This is a genomic window from Streptomyces sp. NBC_00654 (assembly GCF_026341775.1).
Lineage (GTDB): Bacteria > Actinomycetota > Actinomycetes > Streptomycetales > Streptomycetaceae > Streptomyces.
Genome location: NZ_JAPEOB010000001.1, coordinates 2,683,455 through 2,710,380, shown reverse-complemented (window position 1 = coordinate 2,710,380; position 26,926 = coordinate 2,683,455). Strand labels below are relative to the sequence as shown.

General features: G+C 69.3%; 19 protein-coding genes. 6 read left to right on the top strand and 13 right to left on the bottom strand.

The window, feature by feature from the left end; genetic code table 11:
- Positions 1–43: 43 nt before the first annotated feature.
- Entirely contained in the window at positions 44–1,102 is a 1,059-nt protein-coding gene (locus OHA98_RS11625; protein ID WP_266924916.1) for a hypothetical protein, read from the bottom strand.
- A 417-nt stretch (positions 1,103–1,519) separates the two neighbouring features.
- Here OHA98_RS11625 and OHA98_RS11620 point away from each other — a divergent pair, with 417 nt between their 5' ends.
- Positions 1,520–2,608, top strand: coding sequence for an LCP family protein (locus tag OHA98_RS11620; RefSeq protein WP_266924914.1), 1,089 nt, complete (start codon positions 1,520–1,522; stop codon positions 2,606–2,608).
- A gap of 40 nt (positions 2,609–2,648) precedes the next feature.
- Complete coding sequence (locus OHA98_RS11615; RefSeq protein WP_266927869.1) at positions 2,649–3,056, top strand: NTP pyrophosphohydrolase; 408 nt, start codon at positions 2,649–2,651, stop codon at positions 3,054–3,056.
- A gap of 6 nt (positions 3,057–3,062) precedes the next feature.
- Here OHA98_RS11615 and OHA98_RS11610 read toward each other — a convergent pair whose 3' ends face one another.
- The 9 genes from OHA98_RS11610 to ngcE form a co-directional block, all read right to left on the bottom strand.
- The gene (locus OHA98_RS11610; protein WP_266924912.1) at positions 3,063–4,565 is read right to left on the bottom strand and encodes an amino acid permease; all 1,503 of its coding nucleotides are present in this window, start codon (positions 4,563–4,565) and stop codon (positions 3,063–3,065) included.
- Positions 4,566–4,707: 142 nt separating this feature from the next.
- On the bottom strand, positions 4,708–6,621 hold the full coding sequence (dxs, locus tag OHA98_RS11605; RefSeq protein ID WP_266924910.1) for a 1-deoxy-D-xylulose-5-phosphate synthase: 1,914 nt from the start codon (positions 6,619–6,621) through the stop codon (positions 4,708–4,710).
- Positions 6,622–6,822: 201 nt separating this feature from the next.
- Entirely contained in the window at positions 6,823–8,052 is a 1,230-nt protein-coding gene (locus OHA98_RS11600; RefSeq protein WP_266927868.1) for a sugar ABC transporter permease, read from the bottom strand.
- A 113-nt stretch (positions 8,053–8,165) separates the two neighbouring features.
- Positions 8,166–8,984 (bottom strand): ATP-binding cassette domain-containing protein, encoded by an 819-nt coding sequence (locus tag OHA98_RS11595; protein ID WP_266924908.1) that lies wholly within the window; start codon positions 8,982–8,984, stop codon positions 8,166–8,168.
- A gap of 287 nt (positions 8,985–9,271) precedes the next feature.
- A complete protein-coding gene (locus tag OHA98_RS11590; protein ID WP_266927866.1) occupies positions 9,272–10,360 on the bottom strand; it encodes a substrate-binding domain-containing protein in 1,089 nt (362 codons plus the stop codon).
- A gap of 131 nt (positions 10,361–10,491) precedes the next feature.
- Complete coding sequence (locus OHA98_RS11585; protein WP_266924906.1) at positions 10,492–11,691, bottom strand: ROK family transcriptional regulator; 1,200 nt, start codon at positions 11,689–11,691, stop codon at positions 10,492–10,494.
- 292 nt (positions 11,692–11,983) lie between these two features.
- On the bottom strand, positions 11,984–12,958 hold the full coding sequence (locus OHA98_RS11580; protein WP_266924904.1) for a carbohydrate ABC transporter permease: 975 nt from the start codon (positions 12,956–12,958) through the stop codon (positions 11,984–11,986).
- Positions 12,958–13,878 (bottom strand): carbohydrate ABC transporter permease, encoded by a 921-nt coding sequence (locus OHA98_RS11575; protein WP_266924902.1) that lies wholly within the window; start codon positions 13,876–13,878, stop codon positions 12,958–12,960. The genes OHA98_RS11580 and OHA98_RS11575 overlap by 1 nt, the downstream gene beginning before the upstream one ends.
- 48 nt (positions 13,879–13,926) lie before the next feature.
- On the bottom strand, positions 13,927–15,372 hold the full coding sequence (gene ngcE / locus OHA98_RS11570) for an N-acetylglucosamine/diacetylchitobiose ABC transporter substrate-binding protein (protein WP_266924900.1): 1,446 nt from the start codon (positions 15,370–15,372) through the stop codon (positions 13,927–13,929).
- A gap of 496 nt (positions 15,373–15,868) precedes the next feature.
- Between ngcE and OHA98_RS11565 the strand changes: the two genes are divergently transcribed.
- The 3 genes from OHA98_RS11565 (at position 15,869) to OHA98_RS11555 (ending at position 21,594) form a co-directional block, all read left to right on the top strand.
- Positions 15,869–19,717 (top strand): GH92 family glycosyl hydrolase, encoded by a 3,849-nt coding sequence (locus OHA98_RS11565; RefSeq protein ID WP_266924898.1) that lies wholly within the window; start codon positions 15,869–15,871, stop codon positions 19,715–19,717.
- A gap of 358 nt (positions 19,718–20,075) precedes the next feature.
- Positions 20,076–20,894, top strand: a complete 819-nt coding sequence (locus OHA98_RS11560; protein ID WP_266924896.1) for a hypothetical protein — start codon at positions 20,076–20,078, stop codon at positions 20,892–20,894.
- A 58-nt stretch (positions 20,895–20,952) separates the two neighbouring features.
- On the top strand, positions 20,953–21,594 hold the full coding sequence (locus tag OHA98_RS11555; RefSeq protein ID WP_266924895.1) for a class F sortase: 642 nt from the start codon (positions 20,953–20,955) through the stop codon (positions 21,592–21,594).
- Between the two features lie 100 nt (positions 21,595–21,694).
- On the opposite strand, the gene OHA98_RS11550 is transcribed toward OHA98_RS11555, so the two are convergent.
- Positions 21,695–22,330, bottom strand: a complete 636-nt coding sequence (locus OHA98_RS11550; RefSeq protein ID WP_266927864.1) for a histidine phosphatase family protein — start codon at positions 22,328–22,330, stop codon at positions 21,695–21,697.
- Positions 22,331–22,589: 259 nt separating this feature from the next.
- Between OHA98_RS11550 and OHA98_RS11545 the strand changes: the two genes are divergently transcribed.
- The gene (locus OHA98_RS11545; RefSeq protein WP_266924893.1) at positions 22,590–23,033 is read left to right on the top strand and encodes a hypothetical protein; all 444 of its coding nucleotides are present in this window, start codon (positions 22,590–22,592) and stop codon (positions 23,031–23,033) included.
- A 144-nt stretch (positions 23,034–23,177) separates the two neighbouring features.
- Here the strand turns inward: OHA98_RS11545 and acnA are convergent, their stop codons facing one another.
- Positions 23,178–25,892, bottom strand: coding sequence for an aconitate hydratase AcnA (gene acnA, locus OHA98_RS11540; RefSeq protein ID WP_266924891.1), 2,715 nt, complete (start codon positions 25,890–25,892; stop codon positions 23,178–23,180).
- 334 nt (positions 25,893–26,226) lie between these two features.
- Positions 26,227–26,880 (bottom strand): TetR/AcrR family transcriptional regulator, encoded by a 654-nt coding sequence (locus tag OHA98_RS11535; protein WP_266924889.1) that lies wholly within the window; start codon positions 26,878–26,880, stop codon positions 26,227–26,229.
- Positions 26,881–26,926 lie beyond the last annotated feature (46 nt).

The following is a 26,926-nucleotide window of genomic DNA, read 5'->3' as shown; positions in this document are numbered from 1 at the left end:
AGCGGACGTACGGGAGTGCCCGGCGCGGGAGGCCGTCACCGGCTCACAGCCGGAGCCAGCCCTCCAGCGCCATGCCCTGCTGGTCGGCACGCTGCCTGGTGACCTTCAGCCGGCCGTCCGGGCCGATCGCGGCGACGACGAGGCGCCCCTCCCGGTCCAGGGCCAGCGCGGGGGCGCCCTCGCAGGGTTCACGGGTGTCCGCCCACCAGGCACCGGCGGATTCCAGCTCGGTGGGGTAGGCGGTGAGGGCGAGGGTCCCCGCCTGCTCCGCCTGGGCCAGAACGGTGCAGTCGTAGCCGTCGACGAGGCACCGGGTGAGGGCGAGCGGGCCGTGGCCCGAGCGGCCGTCCAGCGGGGCGGGCGCGGTGTCGGGGGCGCCCGCGGCCGGCAGCCGGTAACCGACGACCTCGCCGGAGGTCTCGTCGCGCCAGTAGTGGGTGATCCGGCCCTCGTAGGACTCGGTGCCGGAGGCCGTCCCGGGCAGGGCGATGAAGACCAGGTTGGGGGCGCGGTCCAGCGGGCCCCCCGGCGTCTCCTGGCGCCAGACGTACACACCCTTGTCGGCGGGCATGAAGAGTTCGACGCGGCCGGAGCGGGTGACGACGGCGGAGAGCCCCTCGCGTACCCGCTTGCACGGCATGGCCGTCCACTTGCCCCAGACCCCGTCGGCGGCACGCCTGCGCGTGGACACGCCCCCGTCCGCGTTGCGGACGAACACATGGAGGACGTCGGCGCCGTCCACGACGGCGACCGGTGCGCCGATGGCGGACGCCTTCGCGGCGTCCTTGCCGTGCGGGTTGCCGATCGAGTGCCAGCCGGTCATCGGGCGGCCCGCCTGGTACTGGGAGGCGTACACGATCTCGACCGGTCCCCGGGGGCTGTCGCCCGTACGCCGGAGGCCGAACAGGTCGACGAAGCCGGCCGGACCGTGCGCGGCGCAGAGGTACGGCAGTATCCGGGCGTCCGGGAGCAGGAGTTCGGGAGCGTTCCAGCCGCCGCGGCCGGCCCGCCGCTCCGTCCAGCGGACGATGCCGCCGGTCCTGGCCGGGGCGAACGCGCTGAGGCGTCCGTCCGGCGCGGGTATCAGCCAGTCCGTCCGCACCGGTGCCGCCGCCAGGGGCCCGGGGACCGTCCCGGTCTCCTGGGCCGGTCCGGCAGGGGTCCTCCCGGAAGGAACCGCGGCACGCCTACGCCCCGTACGCAAACTCATCGTTCCCCGACCGTTCTCCACTGAATTCTTTCTCCGGTGCCGAACGGCGTTGGGCGGAGTCCCATGTGTCTCTGTTTGAGTGACCGGTTTCGCCATAACAGCAACAACCGGTGTCACAATAATACTCGACAGGGGTCGATTTCCGGGTGATTCCTGTCGCACTATGTGACTTTGAGGCACTCATCATGCCCGAGCAGAAGCGCGGTACCCCACGGAGCGACTTCGGCACGCATGGACCCGCCCGCCACCCATTCCTCTCCTCCCGCACGCGCTTTCAGGCGTGTCCCGACGGAAGATCCAGACGAGCCCATGACAGACCAGACCTCCGGCACCGGATCGCGTATATCCGAGGAAAGCCGGTCGAGACGCGCTCCGCGCAAGCGCCGCCGCGGCCTCAAGATCACGCTCGGTGTCCTGCTCGTCCTCCTGCTCGCGGGAGGCGGCAGCGTCTACTGGCTGTACAGCCAACTCGACGGGAACATCAAGGGCGTCGACATCGACAAGGCGCTCGGCGACGACCGCCCGGAGAAACTTCCCACCACCGGCCAGAACCTGCTGGTCCTCGGCTCCGACTCACGGGCCGGGGCGGAGAACAAGGAGCTGGGCGGCGGCGGCGACGTCAGCGGCGCCCGCTCGGACACGGCGATGGTGGTCCACATCCCCGAGGGCAGGACCAAGGCCGTCGCGGTGTCCATCCCGCGTGACACGCTGGTGACCCGGCCCGAGTGCGCCGGGGCCGACGGCTCGCAGCAGCCGTCCGAGAAGCGCGTGATGTTCAACTCCGTCTACTCCCAGCTCGGTCCGGCGTGCGTGGTCAAGACCGTCGAGAAGATGTCCGGCGTCCGGATCGACCACTACCTGGAGATCAACTTCGCCGGGTTCAAGGATCTGGTCGACGCCATCGGCGGTGTCACCGTCGACGTCCCGCAGGACATCGACGACAAGTCCTCCGGCCTCCATCTCACCGCCGGTCCGCACAAGCTCGACGGCACCCAGTCCCTCGCCTACGTACGCACCCGGCACGGTGTCGGCGACGGCAGCGACCTCGGCCGCATCGGTCTCCAGCAGCAGTTCCTGCTGGCCCTGCTGAGCGAGGTCAAGTCCCAGGACCTGCTGGGCAGTCCGACGAAGTCGTACAAGATCGCCAACTCGGCCACCAAGTCCCTGACCACCGACTCCGGTCTGGCCTCGCTGAAGTCGCTCGGGGACTTCGCCCGTTCGATGAACGGTGTCGACCCGGCCACGATGGAGACCATCATGCTGCCGGTGGCGTACGACAAGAAGGACCCCAACCGGGTCGTGGCGGCCGAGCCGCAGGCCGGTGAGCTGTGGAAGGCCATCCGTTCGGACAGCACCATCCCGGAGTCGGCGAAGAAGTCGCCCGCCACCGGCGGCTGAGCGGGCCCGGCGCCCCGGCGCGTGACACGCTGCCGGAATGCTGAGCGAACCGGTACTGGTGATCGTCGATGCCGCGAATGTGGTCGGTTCCGTCCCCGACGGCTGGTGGCGGGACCGGCGCGGGGCGGCGGAGCGACTGCGGGACTCCCTGGTCCCGTACGCCGCGGACGGCCTGCCCGGACTCCCCGGCCCCGTCGAACTCGTGCTGGTCGTCGAGGGCGCGGCCCGGGGGGTCGGGCCGGTGCCGGGGGTGCGGGTCGAGGCGGCGGACGGCAGCGGGGACGACCGGATCGCCGAGCTGGCCGCCTCGCGGGGCGAGCGCCCCTGCGTCGTCGTGACCGCCGACCGGGGACTGCGGCAGCGGGTCGAGGCGTACGGGGCGCGGTGCGTGGGCCCGCGCACGGTACGGCCGCTGCCCCCGCGCCGCGACGGCCGGGCGAGGCCGTGACGGCCCTCAGCGGCCGGCCGTCACCCGGCTGTGGCCGCGCCCGTACGCGAAGTAGAAGATCACGCCGAGCACCATCCAGGCCCCGAACCGCAGCCAGGTCTCCGCGGGCAGGTTGAGCATCAGCCAGACCGAGGCGGCCACCGACGCGATCGGGAGCAGCGGCACCCACGGGGTGCGGAAGGCGCGGGGCAGGTCGGGGCGGGTGTGGCGCAGGACGATCACGCCGAGGGCCACGACGACGAACGCGAAGAGCGTACCGATGTTCACCAGGGTGGCCAGTTCGTTGATGCTGGTGAACCCGGCGATCACCGCGATGATCACGCCCAGCAGGATCGTCGGGCGGTACGGGGTGCCGAAGCGCGGGTGCGTCTTGGAGAAGAACCGCGGGAGCAGTCCGTCGCGGCTCATCGCGAAGAACACCCGGGTCTGGCCGAGCAGCAGGATCATGCAGACCGTGGTGAGGCCGACCGCGGCACCGAAACTGATCACCCCGGCGTAGAAGGGGTGCCCGACCGCCTTGAAGGCGTCCGCGAGCGGGGCGCTGACCGAGAGCTCGGAATAGGGCTGCATGCCGGTCACCACGACGGACACGGAGACATAGAGCACCGTGCAGATGATGAGCGAGCCGAGGATGCCGCGCGGCATGTCCCGCTGCGGGAGCTTGGTCTCCTCCGCCGCGGTGGCCACCACGTCGAAGCCGATGAAGGCGAAGAAGACGACGGAGGCGGCGGTGAAGATGCCCATGACACCGAAGTTCGTGGGTGCGTAGCCGAACATCAGCTGGACCAGCGGGGCGTCCAGACCGGAACCGGAGGGCTGCGGTTCGGCCTTCGGGATGAAGGGCGAGTAGTTGTCGGCCTCGATGAAGAAGAGACCGGCCACGATCACGATCAGGACCACGGCCACCTTGATCGCGACCACGACCGTGGTGACCCGGGCCGACAGCTTCATGCCGAGCACCAGGATGACGGTCAGCAGCAGTACGAGGCCGAAGGCCAGGATGTCGAAGCCGAACCCCGCGGCCACATCGGTCCCGGAGAGCACGTCGGGGAGCGTCCAGTGGGCGTTGTCCAGCAGCGAGCGCACATAGCCGGACCAGCCGACGGCGACCACCGCCGTGCCCAGGGCGAATTCCAGCACCAGGTCCCAGCCGATGATCCAGGCCACCAGTTCGCCCAGTGAGGCGTACGAGAAGGTGTACGCGGAGCCGGCCACCGGGACGGTGGAGGCGAACTCGGCGTAGCAGAGCGCGGCGAGGGCACACACGACGCCCGCGGCCACGAAGGCGATGGCGGTGGCGGGCCCCGCCGTCTCCTTGGCCACCTTGCCGGTCAGCACGAAGATGCCGGTGCCGATGATCACACCCACTCCGAAGACCGTGAGGTCCAGGGCGGAGAGGGACTTCTTGAGCGCGTGCTCCGGTTCTTCGGTGTCACGGATGGACTGTTCGACCGTCTTGGTCCGGAACAGCCCGTTTCCGCTGGGTGGTGTGTCCTGCTGCGCGCTCACCGGCGTACCTCCACGCGTTCGTCGTGAACGCCATGATTGGGACACCACCGGCCGCCCAGCGCGGCACCGGCCCGCTTTCACGCGAATGGGCCGGTCGGACCACTCGTACAGGGTGGTCCGACCGGCCCATCGGCCGTACGGGTCAGTCGCGGGCGGGCTCCGCGGCGTGGCTCGTGAAGCCGCCGTCGAGCTTGGCGACCAGGCCGGTGACCTGGCGGGCGATGTCCGGAGCGGTCAGCCCGATCTCGGCCATGACCTCCTTGCGGGAGGCGTGGTCGAGGAAGACCGGCGGAATGCCGAAGTCCCGCAGGGGGACGTCGACCCCGGCGTCGCGCAGGGCCTGGGCGATGGCGGAGCCGACGCCACCGGCCCGGCTGTTGTCCTCGACGGTGACGACGACCCGGTGCCGCTCGGCGAGCGGGGCCATCGCCTCGTCGACGGGCTTGACCCAGCGGGGGTCGACCACGGTGGTGGTGATGCCCTGGGCGCCCAGCAGATCGGCGATGTCCAGGCACATCGGGGCGAGCGCACCGACGGAGACCAGCAGGACGTCCGGCCGGGAGGTGCCGGGCTCGCGCAGGATGTCCATGCCACCGGCCCTGCCGACGGCCTTGACGGCCGGGCCGACCGCGCCCTTGGAGAAGCGGACCACGGTCGGCGCGTCGTCGACGTCCACGGCCTCGCGCAGCTGGGCGCGGACCTGGTCGGCGTCGCGCGGGGCGGCGATCCGGAGCGTGGGGACGCACTGGAGGATGGACATGTCCCACATGCCGTTGTGCGAGGCGCCGTCCGTGCCGGTGACCCCGGCCCGGTCCAGGACGAAGGTGACGCCGCACTTGTGCAGCGCGACATCCATCAGGACCTGGTCGAAGGCACGGTTCAGGAAGGTGGCGTAGACCGCGAAGACGGGGTGCAGTCCGCCGGTGGCGAGGCCCGCCGCGGAGACCGCGCCGTGCTGTTCGGCGATTCCGACGTCGTAGATCCGGTCCGGGAAGGCCTCCTCGAACTTGCCGAGGCCGACGGGCTGGAGCATGGCCGCGGTGATCGCGACGATGTCCTTGCGCTCCTTGCCGAGCTTGACCATCTCCTCGCCGAAGACCGAGGTCCAGTCCAGGCCGGAGGTGGAGATGGGCAGACCGGTGTCCGGGTGGATCTTGCCGACGGCGTGGAAGCGGTCGGCCTCGTCCTGGAGCGCCGGGGTGTAGCCGCGGCCCTTCTCGGTGAGGCAGTGCACGATGACCGGGCCGCCGAAACGCTTGGCGCGCTGGAGCGCGGACTCCAGGGCCTCGATGTCGTGTCCGTCGATGGGGCCGACGTACTTCAGGCCGAGGTCCTCGAACATGCCCTGCGGGGCGATGAAGTCCTTGAGGCCCTTCTTGGCGCCGTGCAGGGTCTCGTACAGCGGCCGGCCGAGGACGGGCGTGCGCTCCAGGAGGTCCTTGCCGCGTGCCAGGAACCGCTCGTAGCCGTCGGTGGTACGCAGGGTGGCGAGGTGGTTCGCGAGGCCGCCGATGGTCGGCGCGTAGGAGCGCTCGTTGTCGTTGACCACGATGACGAGCGGGCGGTCCTTGGCGGCGGCGATGTTGTTCAGCGCCTCCCAGGCCATACCGCCGGTGAGCGCGCCGTCACCGATGACCGCGACGACATGGTCGTCCTTGGCCAGCACCTCGTTGGCCTTGGCGAGGCCGTCGGCCCAGCCCAGCACCGTCGAGGCGTGCGAGTTCTCGATGATGTCGTGCTCGGACTCGGCGCGGGAGGGGTAGCCGGACAGGCCCCCCTTGCTCTTGAGCCGCGAGAAGTCCTGGCGGCCGGTGAGCAGCTTGTGCACATAGCTCTGGTGGCCGGTGTCGAACAGAACCTTGTCCCGGGGCGACTCGAAGACCCGGTGCAGGGCGATGGTCAGCTCGACCACACCCAGGTTGGGCCCGAGGTGGCCGCCGGTCTTGGACACTGCGTCGACGAGGAACGTACGGATCTCCCCGGCGAGCTGCTCCAGCTGTTCGAGGCTGAGCCGGTCCAAATCACGCGGTCCCTCGATGCGGGTCAGCAGGTCCACCCGTGCCTCCTTGCGTTGAGCTGGTCGAGCGTGCCGATCCGATGAGTCTAATGTTCCGCCTGCCGACGCGGGCATCGGGCGGGGGTGTGCTGTCACACCAGCGGCGGATACACGACCGTGTCCGGCGCCCTGTCAGGGGCGCCGGACACGGTCCGGTGCAGGCCGGGCGGGATATCGGCCGGGCGGGAGGCCGGACAGCCCTCAGGCGCGGCCTGCGGTCTTCTGGGTGCGGCGGGACACCGAGTCGATCACCACGGCGGCCAGCAGGACCGCTCCGGTGATCATGTACTGCACGGCGTTGGCCATGCCGATCATGTTCAGGCCCTGCTGGATCGACTGGATGACGATCATGCCGAGCAGCGCGGACCAGACCTTGCCCCGGCCGCCGAAGAGACTGGTGCCGCCGATGACGGCGGCGGCGATGACCAGCATCAGGGTGTTGCCCGCGCCGACGTTCTTGGTGGCGCCGCCGGAGAGGCTGGCGATGAAGAGTCCGCCGAAGGCGCCCAGGGTCCCGGACATCGCGAAGACCGTGATCCGGATCCGGTCGACATTGATACCGGCGCGGCGCGCCGCCTCGGGGTTGCCGCCGACCGCGAAGACCTGGCGGCCGAAGGCCGTGCGGCGGGCGACGAAGTCCGCGATCACCAGGACGGCGAGGAAGAGCACCAGGGCGAGCGGCAGGCCGCGGGCGCCGGACGGCTCGTTGAGGACGTACGCGACGACGAAGCACAGGACCGCGACGACGCCGGTGCGCAGCACGACCTCGGCGGTGGGGCGGGCGGGCAGGCCGGCGGCCTTGCGGCGCCTGCTGTCCACCAGGAGCGAGGCGGCGTACGCGATGACGGCGACCAGCGCCAGACCGTAGCCCGCCGCCTTGTCGGCGAAGAAGTAGTTGGTGAGGTTCTCGACGACGCTGCCGGACGGCGTGTTGATCGAGCCCTCCCCGCCCATCATCCAGTCCTGGAGGCCGCTCCAGCCGAGGAAGCCCGCCAGGGTGACCACGAAGGCCGGTACGCCGATCTTGGCGAAGAAGAAGCCGTGCAGCGCGCCGAGGGCCGTGCCGGAGAGCACGGCGACAAGGATCGCCGTCCAGTCGTTCCAGCCGTTGTTGACGTTGAGCACGGCCCAGACGGCCGCGCCGACGCCCGCGACGGAGCCGACCGAGAGGTCGATCTCGCCGAGCAGCAGGACGAACACGATGCCGACGGCCATGATGCCGATGCCGGAGCTGTAGACGGCGATGTTGGCGACGGAGCTGGCGGAGAGGAAGTTGCTGTTCTGGAACTGGAAGACGACCGCGATGACGATCAGGCCGACGAAGACCGGCAGTGAGCCGAGTTCACCACCGCGCACCTTGCGGCTGAACTCCGACCAGTAGCCCTTGATGCCCTCCTCGCGGACGAGCAGCCGGGGGTCGACGGCGGGTATCGGGGCCGCCGTCCGCTCGGCGGCGGGCGCCGTCGCGGTCTTCCCGGCGGCGGCCGGCGCCCCGGGGGAGGCCGGCTCCTCCGTGGAGGTTCCGGGGGTCTTGGCGAGGTCGCTCACTTCACGTCCTCCTTCGTGGCCGTGATCGTGGCCGTGATCGTGGCCGTGCGTGCCTGGCGACGCGTGACGGCATTGTCCGTGGCGCCGGTGATCGCGGCGATGATCTCTTCGTGGGAGGTGCTCGCCACGTCGAAGACCCCGTTGTTGCGGCCCAGGCGGAGCACCGCGACCCGGTCCGCGACGGCGCGGACGTCGGCCATGTTGTGGCTGATGAGGATGACGCCGTGGCCGCGTTCACGCAGCCGCTCGACGAGGTCGAGGACCTGGGCGGTCTGCTCGACACCGAGGGCCGCGGTCGGCTCGTCCAGGATGACGACCTTGGGGTCGCCGATCAGGGCACGCGCGATGGCGACGACCTGGCGCTGACCGCCGGACAGCGAGGCGACCGGGATCCGGACGCTCGGGATCCGGATGGAGAGCGTGTCCAGGAGCTCCTTGGCGCGCTTCTCCATGGCGATCTCGTCGAGGACGGAGAACGTGCGCAGTTCGCTGCCGAGGAAGAGGTTGGCGACGACGTCGAGGTTGTCGCAGAGGGCCAAGTCCTGGTAGACGGTGGCGACTCCGAGTTCCTGGGCGTCGTTGGGCCGGTTGATCCGGACCGTCCGCCCTTCCCACTCGATGGCGCCTTCGTCGATCGGGTGGACGCCCGAAATGGTCTTGACGAGAGTCGACTTGCCGGCGCCGTTGTCGCCGACCAGGGCGACCACTTCGCCGGGGTGAATCTCCAGGTCCACGTCGGTGAGCGCCTGGACGGCGCCGAACCGCTTGGAGATTCCGCGCAACGCCAGTACGGGCGTAGCGGACACGTGAATCATCTCCTTCGCCGCCTGACCGGCGGGGATGGTGCTGCTGAGCAGGGGGGTGTACGAGGGGAGCCCGGCGCCCGCCCCTGCCTGCGGGGCGTTGAAGGGGCGGGTGCCGGACCGGCTGGGGTGCCCGGAGACACGTGTCCGCGGCGGTCGTCGCTCGGTCCCGCGGGATCCGGGGCCGTACCGCGGGCTTCCCGGGGCCGTACCGCGGGTTCCGGGCCGTGACGCGGGCTTCCGGGGCCGTACCGCGGGTTTCCGGGCCGTGACGCGGGCTCCGGGGCCGTACCGCGGCCCTACTTGATGCCGGCTGCCTCGCAGGCCGCCTTGTACTCGGCCGTGCAGATGTCCGTGGTCCTGTAGACCTTGTCCGCGATGATCGTGGAGGCGATGTTCTCCTTCGTCACGACCTGCGCGTCGTACAGCTTGGCCGGGATGCCCTTGAACTCGCCCGTGAGGCTGTCGACCTTGACCGGGGTCAGGTCGTCGATCTTCTCGCCCTTCAGGAGCCTGACGGCGACCTCGGCGGTCGTCTCGGCCTCCGGCTTGATCTGCTTGTAGATCGTGAAGGACTGATCACCCTTCAGTATCCGCTGCAGGCCTGCCAGTTCGGCGTCCTGACCACCGACGGGGACCTTGACTCCCTGCTTGGCCAGCGCGGTGATGATGCCGCCGGCCATGCCGTCGTTGGCGGAGTAGACGCCCCGGAAGCCCGACTTGCCCAGCGAGTCGATGGCGGCACCCATCTTCTTGTTCGCCTCGTCCGACGACCAGTCCGGGATGTCCTGCTCGTAGACGACCTTCTTGACCTGGGTGTCCAGGACGCTGTGGGCGCCCTTCTTGAACAGCGGCGCGTTCGGGTCGGTGGGCGATCCGTTGATCATGACAACGTTGCTTTCCTTGGCCTGGGCGCCCAGCGCCTTGACCAGACCCTCACCCTGGAGGCGGCCGATCTTCTCGTTGTCGTACGAGACGTACGCCGAGATCGGGCCTTCGGCGAGCCGGTCGTACGCGACGACCTTGACGCCCTTCTTCTCCGCCTGCTGCACCCAGGACTTGGTGGCCTTGTAGTCGACGGAGTCCAGGATGATGACCTTCACACCCTGCGTGACCAGCGCGTCGAACTGCTTCTTCTGCGTCTCGGTGTCCTGTGCGGCGTTGTTGTACTTGACCTCGCAGTCGTCGCACAGTTCCTTGATCTTCGCCTCCATGATGGGGCGGTCGAACGTTTCGTAACGCGTCGTCTTGTTCTCCGGCAGCAGCAGGCCGATGGTCTTGCTGTCGCCTCCGCTGCCCGACTCCGCGTCATCGCCGGCCTTGCCGCAGGCGGCGAGGGAGACGGCCATGGAAAGGGCTGCCGTGCCGATGACGATGCGTCGCGTCATTGCGCTCATGGGGGTTTGCCTCCCTGACGTGGCCGCAACGTCGCGGCCGAGGTGGACGGAAGTCAACTCGGCCGCAACGCCAGCGTCAAGGAGTAAATTCTTAACGAGATGACAACGGTGCCATTCATTATCTAAGTGAAGGCAGGAGTGCCTGCGGGAAAGGTGTTCTCCAAAAGGGTTGAATCCCCCATCTCGCTGAGCACCAGGGCCAGCGCGCCCAGCACCTCCGCCCGCCCGCCGAGCGCCCCGGGCAGCACCGAGAGCTGCCGCGCCGCGCTGGGGATGGCGTACCGGGACACCGAGTCGCGGATCGGCCCGAGCACCAGCTCCCCGGCCTCCGCCAGGGAGCCGCCGAGCACCACCCGGCTGGGGTTGAGCAGGTTGCACAGATTGGCCACCCCACTGCCGATGTGCCGCCCCACGTCACCCACCACCCGGCGGCAGCCCGGGTCGCCCTCCCGGGCCAGCTGGACCACCCGCTCCATGGTGAGGTCGGGCCCGTGGCTGGGCTGGAGCAGGGGCAGGACGTACCGGGCGGCCGTGAAGGTCTCCAGGCAGCCCCGGTTCCCGCAGCGGCACACCGGCCCCGACTCGTCGAGCGTGATGTGCCCGATCTCGCCGGCCGTGCCGCCGGGGCCCCGGTAGATGGTCCCGTCGATCACCAGACCGGCGCCGACACCGCTCGCGACCTTGATGTACGCCAGGTCCCGGACCCCTCGTCCGCTCCCCCAGACCAGCTCGCCCAGCGCCCCGAGGTTGGCGTCGTTGTCGACGTACACCGGAACGCCGAGCCGTCCGGCGAGCTCCTGGCTCGGATTGATGCCCGTCCAGCCCGGCAGGATCGAGGTGGAGCCCAGGGTGCCGGACTCGACGTCGATGGGGCCGGGGACACCGAGACCGACGCCGATCACCTTCTCCGGGCTGATCCCGGTGTTCCCGATCAGACGCCTGACCAGCGTCTCCGCCCGCCCGAAGCCCTGCGCGGACGAGGCATCGACGTCCAGCGGCTCGGACTCCTCCGCCAGCACCTGGTGGGCCAGATTGCCGACGGCCACCCGCAGATGGGTATGGCCGAAGTCGACCCCGACGACGATGCCCGCGTCCCCGCTGAGCGAGACGCTGCGGGCCCGGCGGCCGCCCGCCGACGTGGGGGTCACCTCGACCGTTCCGCCGTCCTTCAGCTCGCGGACGATATTGGAGACGGTGGCTGCGGAGAGGCCGGTGCTCCTGGCGATCTCCGCCTGGGTGAGCGACCCGGCCATCCGTACGGCTCGTACGACCCGCTCAAGGTTGGCCCGATGCAGAGACGTCTGCGACCCGGGAGTCTCCATCGACTCATCCACTCCTGCCCTTGGCGGACGGCGCGGAAGGCCGTCCCGGTCGGCGCCGTACCAATGAGACCCCGACTTTTCTCCAACATGTGAACTCTAAGATGAACGTTCGGGGGTACCTCCCGTCAAGACCTGAGCGCGCAGGGCCTGGAGGGAGGCGGGCGCGGCACACCGCCCGCCTCCGGTGCGGGAGGAAACCCCAGGTGAACGGGGAAATGCCCCGGCGGATGTACCTGCCGGGGCATTCACCGTCCGCACGGAATGCGCGAACGCGGAGAGCGAGGGGCCGGAATTACTTCAGAGCGCCCGCCGTCATACCCGAAACGACCTGCCGCTGGAAAATGATGTACGCCCCCAGAACAGGAAGCATCGCGATCACCAGACCGGCGAAGAGACCGGAATAGTCGCTCTTGTATCCCTGGCTGGCCGCCAGCTCGACCAGCCCCTGCGCGAGCACTCTCTTGTCCGGGTCGGTGTTCAGCACCGTGGGCAGCATGTACTGGTTCCACTGGCCCAGGAAATTGAAGATACCGACGCTGATCAGACCGGGCTTGGCCATCGGCAGCATGACCTGGAAGAACGTACGGGTGTGCGAGGCGCCGTCGATGATCGCGGCTTCCGCGATCGAGGTCGGCAGCGTACGGAAGAACGAGGTCAGGAAGAACACGGTGAACGGCAGCGAGTACGCGATGTACACGAGGATCAGGCCGTGGATCGTGTTCAGCAGCCCCAGATTGTCCAGGACGTAGAACAGCGGGACCAGCGCCAGCATGACGGGGAAGCTCATCCCGCCGACGAACAAGAAGTAAATGAACCGGTTGCCGGGGAACTCGAAGCGGGCGAGCACATAGGCGGCCATCGATCCCAGGACCAGCGTGCCGACGAGCGACCCTCCCACCACCAGGATGGTGTTGAGGAAGTACTCGCTCATGTTGGCCTGGTTCCAGGCCCTGCCCCAGCTGGAGAAGTCCAGCGAGTCGGGCAGCGACCAGGGGGAGTTGAAGATGTCCGTGTCGCTCTTGAAGGAGGACATCACCGCCCAGAACAGCGGCATGACGACCATGACGGCCCAGAGGATCAGCATCCCGTGCGAGAAGACGTTGAGGACGTGGCCCTCGCCGCTCTTCCTCGGGGCGGAGCCGCCGCTGCGGACCCCGCCGGTGCGCTGCTCCGGTACGGCCGGCCCGCCGGGACCCGAGGATCCGGTGGAGTCGGCGGGACCCGGGTGACCGGACGGGCCGGTGGGAGGGGTGTCAGTGGTCTTCATCAGAACTCCAGCCGCTCGCGCCGGCCCAGCCGCATCACGACGGCGGCGAACGCCAGCGTCACGATGAGCAGGGCGACACCGATCGTGGTCGCATAGCCCGCCTGTCCGTCACGGAACGCCGCCTGGTACACGTACAGCGGCAGGACGGTCGTCGAGTAGTCCGGCCCACCGGGACCGACACTCATGATGTGCACGACGGCGAAGCCCTCGGCGCCCAGCGCCAGGATGCCCATGTAGACCCAGCCGGACTGGACCGTGTCCCACAGCAGCGGCAGCGTGATCCGGAAGAAGGTCGTGAAGCGGCTCGCGCCGTCCAGCAGCGCCGCCTCGTAGAAGTCCTTGGGGATGGAGGCCATGCCCGCGGAGAACAGCACCACGAAGAAGCCGACCGTGCACCAGACGAGGACCGCGGAGATGCACCACAGGGCCAGCTGGGGGTCGCCCAGCCAGTCCGGCACGTCCTCGAAGCCGAAGGCCTTGAGCGTGCCGTTGATCATGCCCTGGGCCGGGTCGAAGGCGAACTGGAACAGGATGGCCACGATCGCGATCGAGAGCACCTGGGGGAAGAAGTAGGCGATCTTGTAGAAGCCCGAGCCACGCACACCCGCGATGGCGGCGCCCCTGCGCCGCCGCCCGCCCACATTGAGCATGAAGGCGAAGAAGAGCGCCAGGCCGAGCGTCACCAGCGGCAGCAGCACCGCCAGCAGCACACTGTGCTGCAGGGATTTCCAGAAGACGTCGTCATCGAACATCTTGGTGTAGTTGTCGAAGCCGACCATCTTGAAGTCGGGGCTCAGACCCGTCCAGTCCGTGAACGAGTAGTAGATGGACTGGATGAACGGCCAGATGACGAAGATGACGTACAACGCCATCGGCACCACCAAGAACCCGACTATGAACCGGTATTTACCGTGTTGCATCGTTACCGACTCCGACCTTCCTGCGCTGCCGCCGCTGGTGACGCATTGTCACTGGTGCTTGTAGTGCTTGATGGACTGGTCCTTGGCCGCCGCGTCCGCGAAGGCCTGGATCTTCTTGATGGTCTCCGCCGGGTTGGCGCGGCCGGCCATCATCTCGCCGAGCGCGGCGACACCGATCTGCTCCTTCTGGAGCTTCACGTACCAGTCCTGCAGGCGCGGGTTGACCACATTGGTGCCGGCCTTCTCCAGGGCGGCGACGCCCGCCTTCAGGCCGTCCGACAGCTCGATGCCTTCGGTGCCGCCGTTGAAGGCCGACAGGGACTTGCTGCTGGAGGTGAAGACCTTGGAGGACGCCTCGCTGAGCATGATGCGCAGCTGCTCCATGCCGCCCTCGGGGTTCTTCGCCTTCGCCGGGACGATGAAGGGCTCGCCGCCGGATGCCCACATGGTGCCGAAGGGCAGCTTGTCGGACGAGTCGAGGCTGGAGGGAGCACCCACGGACAGCTTGAAGTCCTTGGGGATGATCGCCGCTTCCTCGTTCTCGACCCAGGAGCCGTTCGGGATGAACAGCGCCTTGCCGCGGGCCCAGGCGCCCTGCGAGCCGCGGTGGTCCAGGCCCGGGGTGCCCTTGAGGATGTAGCCCTTGGCGTAGAGCTCGTAGTACGCCTCGAAGGCCGCCTTGACGGCGGGGTGCTCCCAGGCCTTCGGCTCCAGGTTGTCGATCGCGTCGAGGACCGCGACGCCGCCGATCTTGGCGATGAAGGGGTAGAGCGAGAAGGGCAGGTAGTAGGGGTGCTTGCCGGGGTAGGTCCAGCCCGCGATCCCCTGCTTCTTGGCCTTCGCGCAGAGCGCGAGCATGTCGTCCCAGTTCTCCGGGTACTGCGCGTCGAGCTTGTCCAGCGCGGTCTGGGAGTACCAGACACCGTAGACGGTGTACGCGTAGTAGAGGATCCAGCACGGGTCGCCGTCGAACTGACCCATCTCGACGATGCCCGGACGCAGCGTGTCACGGACCTTCTTGGCCGGGTCGTCGAGGGAGGGCGCGTCGAGCAGCGCGGTGAGGTCCGCGAGCTGCCCCTTCCCGACCAGCACGCCCATGTCCATCTGCTGGGCACCGGAGTTGTCGATCAGGTCCGGAGGCGTGCCGCCGTTGAAGCGCGGCTGCAGCACGGACTGGATCTTCTGCGTCTTGGAGAAGGTGACCTTCGCCTTGGGGAAGGCCTTCTCGTAGGACGCCTGGGCGTCCTCGGCGTACTTCGTGCCGTATCCACCGTCGAAGATGACCAGTTCGAGGGGGGCGCTCTCATTGACCGCCAGCGGATTCTTGGCGGACTTCGTGCCCTTTTCGACCTTGTCGTCGCTTCCGCTGTCTCCGCTCGCGCAGGCGGACAGGAAACTCATCGTCGGAACAGCGATCAGGCCGAGTGCGGCAGACCGCTTGATCAGATCGCGACGGCCAAGGCCCTCATTGTTGTGGGCGGAGGTGGATCCCATGCTCAAGTCCTCGCCTTCTCCAGGACTCAGGCGGTGTGCCGGTCACCCGTAATGATTCGCCTCAGGCGAAGGGCCCCGCCACCGCGGTCAGTTGCGCTTGGGTCAAACACATATGTACCGGCATTGACGTGCCGCGGGGTATGGGGAGATGACCGTACAGCGCGAACACCTCGGCGTCCCCGCGAACATCCCCCGTCCCCCCGCCGCGCAACCGTATGAATCGGCTGCGCGGGTGCCGACAGGTATAGTCCACTTGTTGCCAACTGAGCAAGATCGAATACCGGTTTGGACAGCAGTCTTTCCCGAGTTGAGACCTCGTGGACACCTCGGCACCGTGCGCCCCGATCCCGTGGCACCTATTTCCGCATTACGGTCGATTCACCTGGGCAATCCCTTGCAACACCCTTGACACATCCGACCACTGGGCTCCCTACTGGACCTTGCATCGCGCTATGACAACGTTGTCCAGCACGCTTCCGGGGAGGAATGGCTCGGCATGCAGCCACCACGTGGTCTCCACCAAAGCTCTCGAAAGAGACGAAGCCACACAGCCGCCACCATCGCGGCATCGCTCGCTCTGGTGCTGGCGGTCCCCACGGCCGCCGCCGCACAACCGGCCGGAACGCCCCAAAAGCCGTCCGGTGAGCGAACGTTCAGTTCCTCGTTCGAGGCGGACGAGAAGCAGCCGGACTGGCGCAACACCGTGGAGGAGGGCCCGGACGGCAGGCCGAGGGCCTCGGGCGTCGACGGCGGGTTCGCCGCCGGGATACCCGGCAATGTCACCGACAAGGTGACGGATCTGCGCGCCAGCGGCGAGAACACCGGCGGCGGCGAGGTCAAGGAGAATCTGACCGACGGCGAACCCGGCACCAAATGGCTGGCGTTCGAGCCGTCCGGCTGGATCGAGTTCGATCTGGCCGAACCGGTCAAGGTCGTGACATACGCGCTGACCTCGGCCAACGACCACGCCGAGCGGGACCCGAAGGACTGGACCCTGAAGGGCTCCGCGGACGGCCGGACCTGGACCGACCTGGACACCCTGACCGGGCAGACCTTCCCGAAGCGGCTCCAGACCACGTCGTACGACTTCACCGCCGACAGGGCGTACCAGCACTTCCGGCTGGAGATCACGAAGAACAACGGCGCCACGGACGCGACCCAGCTCGCTGACGTCCAGTTCTCCGACGGCGACACCTCCGCCCCGGCCCCCGACGACATGCGCAGCCAGGCCGACCGGGGCCCCTCCGGCTCGCCCACCGCCAAGTCGGGTGCGGGATTCACCGGGCGGAAGGCGCTCCGGTACGCGGGTACGCACAAGCCGGGCGGCCGGGCGTACTCGTACAACAAGGTCTTCGACGTGAACACGGCCGTCACCAAGGACACCCAGCTCTCCTACCTGGTGTATCCGCAGATGGGCGAGACCGACCTCTCCTACCCGGCGACGCATGTCGCGGTGGACCTCGCCTTCACCGACGGCACCTATCTGAGCGGGCTGAAGGCCACCGACTCCCACGGCGGTGCGCTGACCCCCCAGGGCCAGGCCGACGCCAAGCGGCTCTACGTCAACCAGTGGAACACGGTCTCCTCGCGCATCGGAACGGTCGCGGCGGGCCGGACCGTCGACCGGATTCTGGTGGCGTACGACTCCCCCGAGGGCCCCGCGAAGTTCCAGGGCTGGATCGACGACATCACGATCGCCCCGAAGGTTCCCGAGAAGCGCAGGGCGCATCTGTCGGACTACGCGCTGACGACCCGCGGCACCAACTCCAGCGGCGGCTTCTCGCGCGGCAACAACATCCCGGCCACCGCCGTCCCCCACGGATTCAACTTCTGGACGCCGGTCACCAACGCCGGCTCCACGAGCTGGCTGTACGACTACGCACGCGGCAACAACGAGGACAACCTGCCCACACTCCAGGCCTTCAGCGCCAGCCACGAGCCGAGCCCCTGGATGGGCGACCGCCAGACCTTCCAGCTGATGCCCTCGGCGAAGGCGGGCACCCCGGACGCCTCGCGCACGGCACGCGCGCTGCCCTTCCGCCACGGGAACGAGACGGCGAAGCCGCATTACTACGGCGTGACGTTCGAGAACGGCCTCAAGGCCGAGATGACGCCGACCGACCACGCGGCGCGGATGCGGTTCACGTATCCGGGCAAGGACGCGAGCATCGTCTTCGACAACGTGTCGAACGACGGCGGTCTGACGCTCGACGCGAAGTCCGGTTCCTTCTCCGGCTATTCGGATGTCCGGAGCGGCGGCTCGACAGGAGCGACCCGGCTCTTCGTGTACGGGGCGTTCGACGCGCCGGTCACCGACAGCGGACGGCTCAAGGGCGGCGGCGGTGACGACGTCACCGGCTTCTTCCGGTTCGACGCGGGCAAGGACCGTACGGTCGGCCTGCGGCTGGCCACCTCGCTGATCAGCCTCGACCAGGCCGAGCAGAACCTCGCCATGGAGCTCCCGGCGTCCACCTCCTTCGACCGCGTCGAGAGCCGGGCGCGGAAGGCGTGGGACGGCATCCTGGGCAAAGTGGAGGTCGAGGGCGCGAACGCCGACCAGCTGACGACGCTCTACTCCAGCCTGTACCGGCTGTACCTGTACCCGAATTCGGGCTTCGAGCAGGTCGACGGGAAGAGCAGATACGCCAGCCCCTTCTCCCCGCGGACCGGCACCGACACCCCGACCCACACCGGCGCGAAGATCGTCGACGGCAAGGTGTACGTCAACAACGGCTTCTGGGACACCTACCGCACGACGTGGCCCGCCTACTCCTTCCTCACTCCGAAGAAGGCGGGCGAGATGGTGGACGGCTTCGTCCAGCAGTACAAGGACGGCGGCTGGATCTCCCGCTGGTCCTCGCCCGGTTACGCGGACCTGATGACCGGCACCAGTTCGGACGTGGCGTTCGCCGACGCGTACGTCAAGGGCGTGAAGTTCGACGCGGAGGCGGCCTACGACGCGGCGGTCAAGAACGCCACGGTGGTCCCGCCGTCCTCCGGCGTCGGCCGCAAGGGCATGCGGACCTCCGTCTTCACCGGGTACGCCGACACCACCACGCACGAGGGCCTGTCCTGGTCGCTGGAGGGCTACCTCAACGACTACGGCATCGCGCAGATGGGCAAGGCGCTCCACCGAAAGACGAAGAAGGAGCGGTACAAGGAGGAGTCCGCGTACTTCCTCAACCGCGCCCGCAACTACGTCAAGCTCTTCGACGACAAGGCCGGCTTCTTCCAGGGCAGGGACGCCAAGGGCGACTGGCGTCTCCCCTCCGGCCAGTACGACCCGCGGGTCTGGGGCTACGACTACACGGAGACCAACGGCTGGGGCTACGCCTTCACCGCCCCGCAGGACAGCCGGGGCCTGGCGAACCTGTACGGCGGGCGGGCCGGTCTGGGCGAGAAGCTGGACACCTACTTCTCCACTCCGGAGACCGCCGGACCGGAGTTCACCGGCTCGTACGGGGGCGTCATCCATGAGATGACGGAGGCGCGTGACGTACGGATGGGCCAGTACGGCCACAGCAACCAGGTCGCCCACCACGCCACGTACATGTACAACGCGGCCTCGCGGCCCTTCCGGACGCAGGAGAAGGTGCGCGAGGTCCTCGGCCGCCTCTACACGGGCAGCGAGATCGGGCAGGGCTACCACGGCGACGAGGACAACGGTGAGCAGTCGGCGTGGTTCCTGTTCTCCTCGCTCGGCTTCTACCCGCTGGTGATGGGCAGTGGCGAGTACGCGATCGGCTCGCCGCTCTTCACGAAGGCGACCGTGCGCCTGGAGAACGGCCGCAAGCTGGTGGTCAGCGCTCCGAAGAACAGCACGAGGAACATCTACGTTCAGGGCTTGAAGGTCAACGGCAAGAAGTGGACCTCCACTTCGCTCCCCCACGCCCTGCTGGCCGGGGGCGGCACCCTGGAGTTCGACATGGGCTCCCGGCCGTCCGCCTGGGGCACGGGGAAGGACGCGGCCCCGGTGTCCATCACCGAGGACGACAGGGTTCCGTCGCCGCGGGGTGATGTGCTGAAGGGCAGAGGCGCCCTCTTCGACAACACGTCGGCGACCTCCGCGACCGCCGAGTCGGTGGACCTGCCGGTGGGTACGGCGACGAAGGCTCTCCAGTACACGCTGACCTCGGCCGCGGCGGACGGGGCCCCGAGCGGCTGGGTCCTGCAGGGGTCCTCGGACGGCACGGCGTGGACGGACCTCGACAAGCGGTCCGCGCAGACCTTCGCCTGGGACCAGCAGACCCGGGTGTTCTCGGTGGACCGGCCGGGCGCCTACGCGAAGTACCGGCTGGTGCTCGACGGCCCGGCGACCCTGGCGGAGGTGGAGCTGCTCGGCTGAGGCGGCACCCTTTCGGCCCCGGTCGCGGCCGCGACCGGGTGACGGGACACGGACGGGCCATCCGCGCGGGAGCGGGTGGCCCGTCCGCGTGTGGTGGGCGTGGGTGGGGAGCGCGGGTGGTGGGCGCGCGTGGGGAGCGCGCGTGGACTGGCCGCCCGTGGCGGGCGCGGGTGGAAGGCCACTCGTGGTGGGCGCGCAGAGGCGGTCCTGTCATCCGGACAACCCATCCCCTGTATCGGCTAGTCAGGGTACTTCCGTGATTTCGCTTGTGTCTTTATGAGCTTTTGGGGCATTTCGTGGGATCTCTTGGGCGATCAGGTGATCAGTACGACAATCATCTCGGCTAGAAGGAGCTTCCATGCCCATCTCCGCCTCCGTCCGCTCACGCGGCACCCGCACCGGTACCGCGGTGGCCGCGGCCCTCGCCGTCGCAGGACTCACCCTGGCCGCAGCGCCCGCGGCGTACGCGGCCCCGGGCGACAGCGGCGACCTGAGTGTCCAGTCGGCCGGCCAGCAGCGCGGCAACAACCGCGACGGGGCCCCGGTCTGCGCGTTCAAGCTGGTCGCGGCCAACTTCGAGACCCTGCCGGCGGTTCCGTTCACGGTCACCGCACAGCCCCCGACCGTGCCCCCCGGGGACACCCTGGTCGGCACCCTCGCCCTCTCCCAGGGCAGGGCCATCAGCCAGGAATACCTGCTGCCGGACGGCACGTACCAGCTCCAGTGGGTGGTTCCGGTCGGCCTGAAGCAGAAGACCTTCACCATCGACTGCGAGCGCCAGGACCGGAACCAGGGACGCCAGGGCAGCCAGGGCAGCCAGGGCAACCAGGCAGGCGAGGGCGGTCAGGAAGGTCAGAGCGGTCAGGACGGTCAGGGCGGTCAGGGAAGCCAGAGCGGCCAGAGCGGCCAGGGCGGTCAGGGCGGTCAGGGCGGTCAGGCAAGCCAGAGCGGCCAGAGCGGCAGCGAGGGCTCCTCGTGGTCCGGTGAGGACAAGGGCAACCAGCCCTCCGGTGCGGTCCCCGCCGGTGGCGGTGGCGTTCCGACCATGGAGACCGTCAGCTCGGAGAGCGGCTCCGGCTTCGGGACGGGCACGGCACTGGCGGCGAGCGCGGCCGGAGTGGCCGGGCTGATCCTGGTCCGCAGGTCGGCACGCCGCCGCGCCAGTGGCGCAGCGTAACGGCCCGCACCGGCGACAGCGGCAGCGAAGAGGACCGAGTCGCGCATGCCGTCTCACCATGACGGTGTGCGTGACGCTCTCCCTGGTGGCCGGCGTCGCCTGGGCGAGCAGCGGCTCGTCCGAGGACGCGTCGGCCGCCGCCGCCCACGGCTCGGACGCCGTGGGCGGGGGCGGGGCCCCGGTCCGGCGGGAACCGGTCCCGGCGGCGAAGGACGTCCCGGCCTCGCACGCACCGCTGCCGCCGTCGGCGCCGGTGGAACTGGCCGTCCCCGCCATCGTGATCGAGGCCCCGGTCACCGGCCTCGGCCTGGACAAGAAGGGCCGGCTGGACGCTCCGCCCATGAGCAGGCCCAAGGAGGTCGGGTGGTACCGCGACGGCCCGGCCCCCGGGGAGGCGGGAACCGCCCTGATCGTCGGCCACCGGGACACCCGCACCGGCCCCGCGATCTTCCTCAATCTGAACGCCCTGCACCGCGGGGACACCGTCAAGGTCCGGCGGGCCGACCGCCGCACCGCCGTCTTCACCGTGGACGACGTGAAGACGTACAAGAAGGAAGACTTCCCCGACGACAAGGTCTACGGCCCGACCGGGCGTCCGGAGCTGCGGCTGCTGACGTGCGGCGGGCGGTTCGACAAGAAGAACGGCTATTCGGCGAACGTGGTCGTCTTCGCCCATCTCACCGGCCTCAAAGCGGCATGAGCCGTCACCCGGGCCGGACGACGGGCGGGACGGACGGCGGCCGGGCCGGACGGCGGCCGGTGCCTCGCACGTGGTGCCGGCCGCGTCCCCTCCGTACGGCTCAGCGGGCCTCGCTGCCCACGGCCGCCGACAGCCCTTCGGGAAGTGCCAGGTTCAGCGCGGTGACGACCGGCTGCCCGTGCTCCGTACCGAGCCGGGAGAGGGCGCCCGTCGCCAGCTGGAAGAGCCGCCCCTCCGCCGGGGTCAGCCCGAGATAGCGGGCGATGAGGACGCGCAGGAAGTGCGAGTGCGCGACGAGCACAATGTCCCCGTCCCCGGTCCGTTCGGTGGCCGACCGCACCCCCGCGAGGACCAGGTCCGCCCGTGCGCCGACCTCGTGCGGGCTCTCCCCCGGGTGTGCGTCGGTGCCGGGGTCGACACCGTCGGTCCACAGGTTCCACAGGGGGCGGGTGCGGTGGATCTCCACGGTGGTCACGCCCTCGTAGCCGCCGTAGTCCCACTCGCGCAGCTCCGGGGTGACCCGGGGCGCGGTCAGCCCGGCCAGCTCGGCGGTGCGGCGGGCCCGTACGTACGGGCTGACCAGGGCGAGCGCGATGTTCCGGCCGGCCAGGAGCGGGACGAGTGCGCGGGCCTGGCGTTCACCGATGTCCGTCAGCGGCAGGTCGGTGTAGCTCGTGTGCTGCCCGGAGCGGGACCACTCGGTCTCGCCGTGCCGGACCAGGATCAGCTCGCCCATGGTCTTTCCGCTCTCCGCGCCGAGGATGCGCGCCTTCCGGCGCTCCGTCATGGTCCGTACCCACGTACCGTATGGCTCGTACACATGTCTTGATCGATTCCCGTGGGGGGACCTCTTGCCGGACAGCTTTCCACCACCTCCGCCGCCGTCACCGCCGCCGTCGCCCTTCTCTTCGTCCGCGCCGCCTCCGCCGCCACCCCCGCGCAAGCAGCGAACCGGGCTGATCGTCACGCTGTCGCTGAGCGGCGGGCTGCTGGCCATGTCAGCCGTGGCGACACTCGTCTACACGGCGGTGGACAGGGCGGCCCCCGAGTCGCTGAAGCGGCCGCTCTCCTCGTCGGCCGCACCGGGCGGGACGCCCTCCGCCGAGGCGCTGACGGAGGAGGAGCCCCTGGCGGAGCCGACCGAAACCGGTACGGCCGCCAGGGCCGACATCTCGGTCGCCCGGTGCGCGAGGGACTCCGTGATCGGGTGGCCCGAGGCCGATGTGAAGGTCGTGAACGGGTCCGGGAGCACGGCGGACTACATCGTGTTCGTCGAGTTCGTGGACAAGGACGGCACCCAGGTCTCCGAGGGGGTCACCACGGTGACCGGCCTGGCTCCCGGCAAGTCGGCCAAGTCGAAGGTGCAGGGCCTCGGTGAGGTGCCGCGCGGTACGAAGTGCCGGATCGCCGAGGTCGAACGGACCCCGTCGAACGGCTGAACCGCGGCGTGGCGCGGCCGGGCACAGCGGCTCAGCACTCACTCGCCGCACGCCGCACGCCGCACGCCGCACGCCGCACGCGCAAACGCGGAGGGGCCGCACCCCGTCACCGGGATGCGGCCCCTCCTGATGCTGCGGGCCGACCTACTTGCGGATCAGGCTGCGGAGCACGTACTGCAGGATGCCGCCGTTGCGGTAGTAGTCCGCCTCACCGGGGGTGTCGATGCGGACGACACCGTCGAACTCCACACCCGTGTCGGTGGTGACCTTGACCGTGCGCGGCGTGGTGCCGTCGTTCAGCTCGGTGACGCCGGTGAAGGAGAAGGTCTCCTCGCCGGTGAGGCCGAGCGACTCGGCGGTCGCGCCCTCGGGGAACTGGAGCGGGAGGACGCCCATGCCGATGAGGTTCGAGCGGTGGATGCGCTCGTAGGACTCGGCGATGACGGCCTTGACGCCGAGGAGCGCGGTGCCCTTGGCCGCCCAGTCGCGGGAGGAGCCGGAACCGTACTCCTTGCCCGCCAGGATGACGAGCGGGGTGCCCGCGGCCTGGTAGTTCTGCGAGGCGTCGTAGATGAACGACACCGGGCCATCGGCCTGGGTGAAGTCGCGGGTGAAGCCGCCCTCCGTGCCCGGCGCGATCTGGTTGCGCAGACGGATGTTGGCGAACGTGCCGCGGATCATGACCTCGTGGTTACCGCGGCGCGAGCCGTAGGAGTTGAAGTCACGGCGCTCGATGCCGTGCTCCGTGAGGTACTTGCCGGCCGGGGTGTCGGCCTTGATCGCACCGGCCGGGGAGATGTGGTCGGTGGTGACCGAGTCGCCCAGCTTGGCGAGCACCCGGGCGCCGGTGATGTCCTCGACCGGGGTCGTCTCCATCGTCATGCCCTCGAAGTACGGGGGCTTGCGCACATAGGTGGACTCGGAGTCCCACTCGAAGGTGTTGCCGGTCGGGATCGACAGCGCCTGCCACTGGGCGTCGCCCGCGAAGACGTCCTGGTAGGACTTGTTGAACATGTCCTCGCCGATGGAGTTGGCGACGACGTCGTTGACCTCGGCCTCGGAGGGCCAGATGTCCGCGAGGTAGACCGGCTTGCCGTCCTGGTCGGTGCCCAGGGCGTCCTTGGTGATGTCGACCTTCATCGAACCGGCGATGGCGTACGCGACGACCAGCGGCGGGGACGCCAGGTAGTTCATCTTGACGTCGGGGTTGATCCGGCCCTCGAAGTTACGGTTGCCGGAGAGCACCGAGGTCACGGCCAGGTCGTGCTCGTTGACCGCCTTGGAGACCTCGTCCGGCAGCGGGCCGGAGTTGCCGATGCAGGTGGTGCAGCCGTAGCCGACGAGGTTGAAGCCGACCTTGTCGAGGTACGGGGTCAGGCCCGCCTTGTCGAAGTAGTCGGTGACGACCTTGGAGCCCGGGGCGAGCGTGGTCTTGACCCACGGCTTGCGGGACAGGCCCTTCTCGACGGCCTTCTTGGCCACGAGCGCCGCGGCGACCATGACGTACGGGTTCGAGGTGTTGGTGCAGGAGGTGATCGCGGCGACGGTGACGGCGCCGTGGTCGATCTCGTACGTCGAACCGTCGGGGGCCGTGACGGTGGTGGGACGGCTCGGGACACCGTTGGTGGCGGCCGGGGAGTCGGAGGCCGGGAAGGACTCCTTGCCCGACTCCTCGTCGTCCGCGACGTAGTTGCGCACGTCCTGCGCGAACTGCGCCTTCGCGTTGGCGAGGACGATGCGGTCCTGCGGGCGCTTCGGGCCGGCGATGGAGGGGACGACCGTGGAGAGGTCGAGCTCCAGCTTCTCGGAGAAGTCGGGCTCGGCGGCCGGGTCCAGCCAGAGGCCCTGCTCCTTGGCGTACGCCTCGACGAGGGCGACCTGCTGCTCGTCGCGGCCGGTCAGGCGCAGGTACTTCAGGGTCTCGTCGTCGATCGGGAAGATCGCGGCGGTGGAACCGAACTCCGGCGACATGTTGCCGATGGTGGCGCGGTTCGCGAGGGAGGTGGCGGCGACGCCCTCACCGTAGAACTCGACGAACTTGCCGACGACGCCGTGCTTGCGGAGCATCTCGGTGATGGTCAGCACGAGGTCGGTGGCGGTGGTGCCAGCCGGCAGCTCACCGGTCAGCTTGAAGCCGACGACGCGCGGGATGAGCATGGAGACCGGCTGGCCGAGCATCGCCGCCTCGGCCTCGATGCCGCCGACGCCCCAGCCGAGCACGCCGAGGCCGTTGACCATGGTGGTGTGCGAGTCGGTGCCGACGAGGGTGTCGGGGTACGCCTGGCCGCCACGGACCATGACCGTACGGGCCAGGTGCTCGATGTTGACCTGGTGCACGATGCCGGTGCCCGGGGGGACGACCTTGAACTCGTCGAAGGCGGTCTGACCCCAGCGCAGGAACTGGTAGCGCTCCTTGTTGCGGCCGTACTCCAGCTCGACGTTCTGGGCGAACGCGTCGTTGGTGCCGAACTTGTCGGCGATGACGGAGTGGTCGATGACCAGCTCGGCCGGGGCCAGCGGGTTGATCTTCGCCGGGTCGCCGCCGAGCTCCTTCACGGCCTCACGCATGGTGGCGAGGTCCACGACACAGGGGACGCCGGTGAAGTCCTGCATGATCACGCGGGCCGGCGTGAACTGGATCTCCTGGCTGGGCTGGGCCTGCGAGTCCCATCCGCCCAGCGCCCGGATGTGGTCGGCGGTGATGTTCGCGCCGTCCTCGGTGCGGAGCAGGTTCTCCAGCAGCACCTTCAGGCTGTAAGGGAGGCGCGCGGAGCCCTCCACCTTGTCCAGCTTGAAGATCTCGTACGACTCGTCGCCCACGCGCAGCGTGCTGCGGGCGTCGAAGCTGTTCGCCGACACGACAGTCTCCTTCTTCAATGTGCGCGTACTACCGCGCCGCGCCTCATTGGCGGCCGGCGCCGCGTGGTGCCGCCTACGGCCCCGACCATCCGCTAAGGTAAGGCTTAGTTAGGTAACCCTTACCGAGCGGCGGCTGCGGTACGCCTCGGCAGATATCTCGATGTCGAGATAACTCTAGTACATCGCCGCCGTCCGGTCATGCCCGGGCGCCCCCGACCACCCGCATCCATTCGGGGCGTTCGCCGGGCGAGCCGGTCCGTTTCCCTACCACCGCGCACAGGGCGGACTCCCCCGCATACGGGGCGGACCCGGGCAGGCTCCTCCCGTATACGGGTCAGGCGCGGGGACCCTCGGCGTACTGGCCGCACTCACCGGTGAAGACCGCCGCGAGCTCGTCGGCGATGACCGAGGCCACCAGCTCCCCCGCGGCCACCCCGTTCACCCCGGCGGGATCCCGGTAGACCTGCATCGCGAGTCCTTCCGTCACGGCAGTGAGCCGGACGGCCGCGGGCCAGAGATCCAGATCCGGCTCGACCTCGCCGCACTCCTTGCCGTTGCGAACGGCCCGCGCGATGTCCTCGCGCAGCCGCCGCGCGGTCTCGATGTCGACCTCGGCGAGGGCGGGCGCGTCCAGGGCCCGGCCGGCGAACGCCCTGGTGACCCGGAACTCGGCGCGGCGCCCGTCATCCAGGGGGATGAACTCCGCCATCGCCTCGCCCAGAACCTGCGAGATGGGCCGCCGGTGCGCGATCCCGGCCCGGATCCGCTCGTCGGCCCGGATCCGGATACGCGCGGTGACCGCGGTGAAGGCGTGGAGCAGCATCTCGTCCTTCGTACGGAAGTAGTGCTGCACAAGCCCGACCGACATCCCGGCGGCGGCCGCCGTGCGGGCGACCGTCACGGCGTCGAGCCCGTGCTCCGAGATGAGTTCGCACACGGCGACGGCGATCTGGCGTCGGCGTTCTTCATGGTCCGCGATCCTGGGCACTTGATAACCGTACCAGCGTACGGTAAAAACCGTATCGCCATATGGT

Coding starts and splice junctions, on each gene's coding strand:
- OHA98_RS11585 (WP_266924906.1), bottom strand. CDS start 11,691: ATGGAGACTCCCGGGTCGCAGACGTCTCTGCATCGGGCCAACCTTGAG.
- ngcE (WP_266924900.1), bottom strand. CDS start 15,372: ATGGGATCCACCTCCGCCCACAACAATGAGGGCCTTGGCCGTCGCGAT.
- OHA98_RS11565 (WP_266924898.1), top strand. CDS start 15,869: ATGCAGCCACCACGTGGTCTCCACCAAAGCTCTCGAAAGAGACGAAGC.
- OHA98_RS11595 (WP_266924908.1), bottom strand. CDS start 8,984: ATGATTCACGTGTCCGCTACGCCCGTACTGGCGTTGCGCGGAATCTCC.
- OHA98_RS11550 (WP_266927864.1), bottom strand. CDS start 22,330: ATGGGCGAGCTGATCCTGGTCCGGCACGGCGAGACCGAGTGGTCCCGC.
- OHA98_RS11555 (WP_266924895.1), top strand. CDS start 20,953: ATGACGGTGTGCGTGACGCTCTCCCTGGTGGCCGGCGTCGCCTGGGCG.
- OHA98_RS11560 (WP_266924896.1), top strand. CDS start 20,076: ATGCCCATCTCCGCCTCCGTCCGCTCACGCGGCACCCGCACCGGTACC.
- OHA98_RS11575 (WP_266924902.1), bottom strand. CDS start 13,878: ATGCAACACGGTAAATACCGGTTCATAGTCGGGTTCTTGGTGGTGCCG.
- OHA98_RS11545 (WP_266924893.1), top strand. CDS start 22,590: ATGTCAGCCGTGGCGACACTCGTCTACACGGCGGTGGACAGGGCGGCC.
- OHA98_RS11580 (WP_266924904.1), bottom strand. CDS start 12,958: ATGAAGACCACTGACACCCCTCCCACCGGCCCGTCCGGTCACCCGGGT.
- OHA98_RS11620 (WP_266924914.1), top strand. CDS start 1,520: ATGACAGACCAGACCTCCGGCACCGGATCGCGTATATCCGAGGAAAGC.
- OHA98_RS11590 (WP_266927866.1), bottom strand. CDS start 10,360: ATGACGCGACGCATCGTCATCGGCACGGCAGCCCTTTCCATGGCCGTC.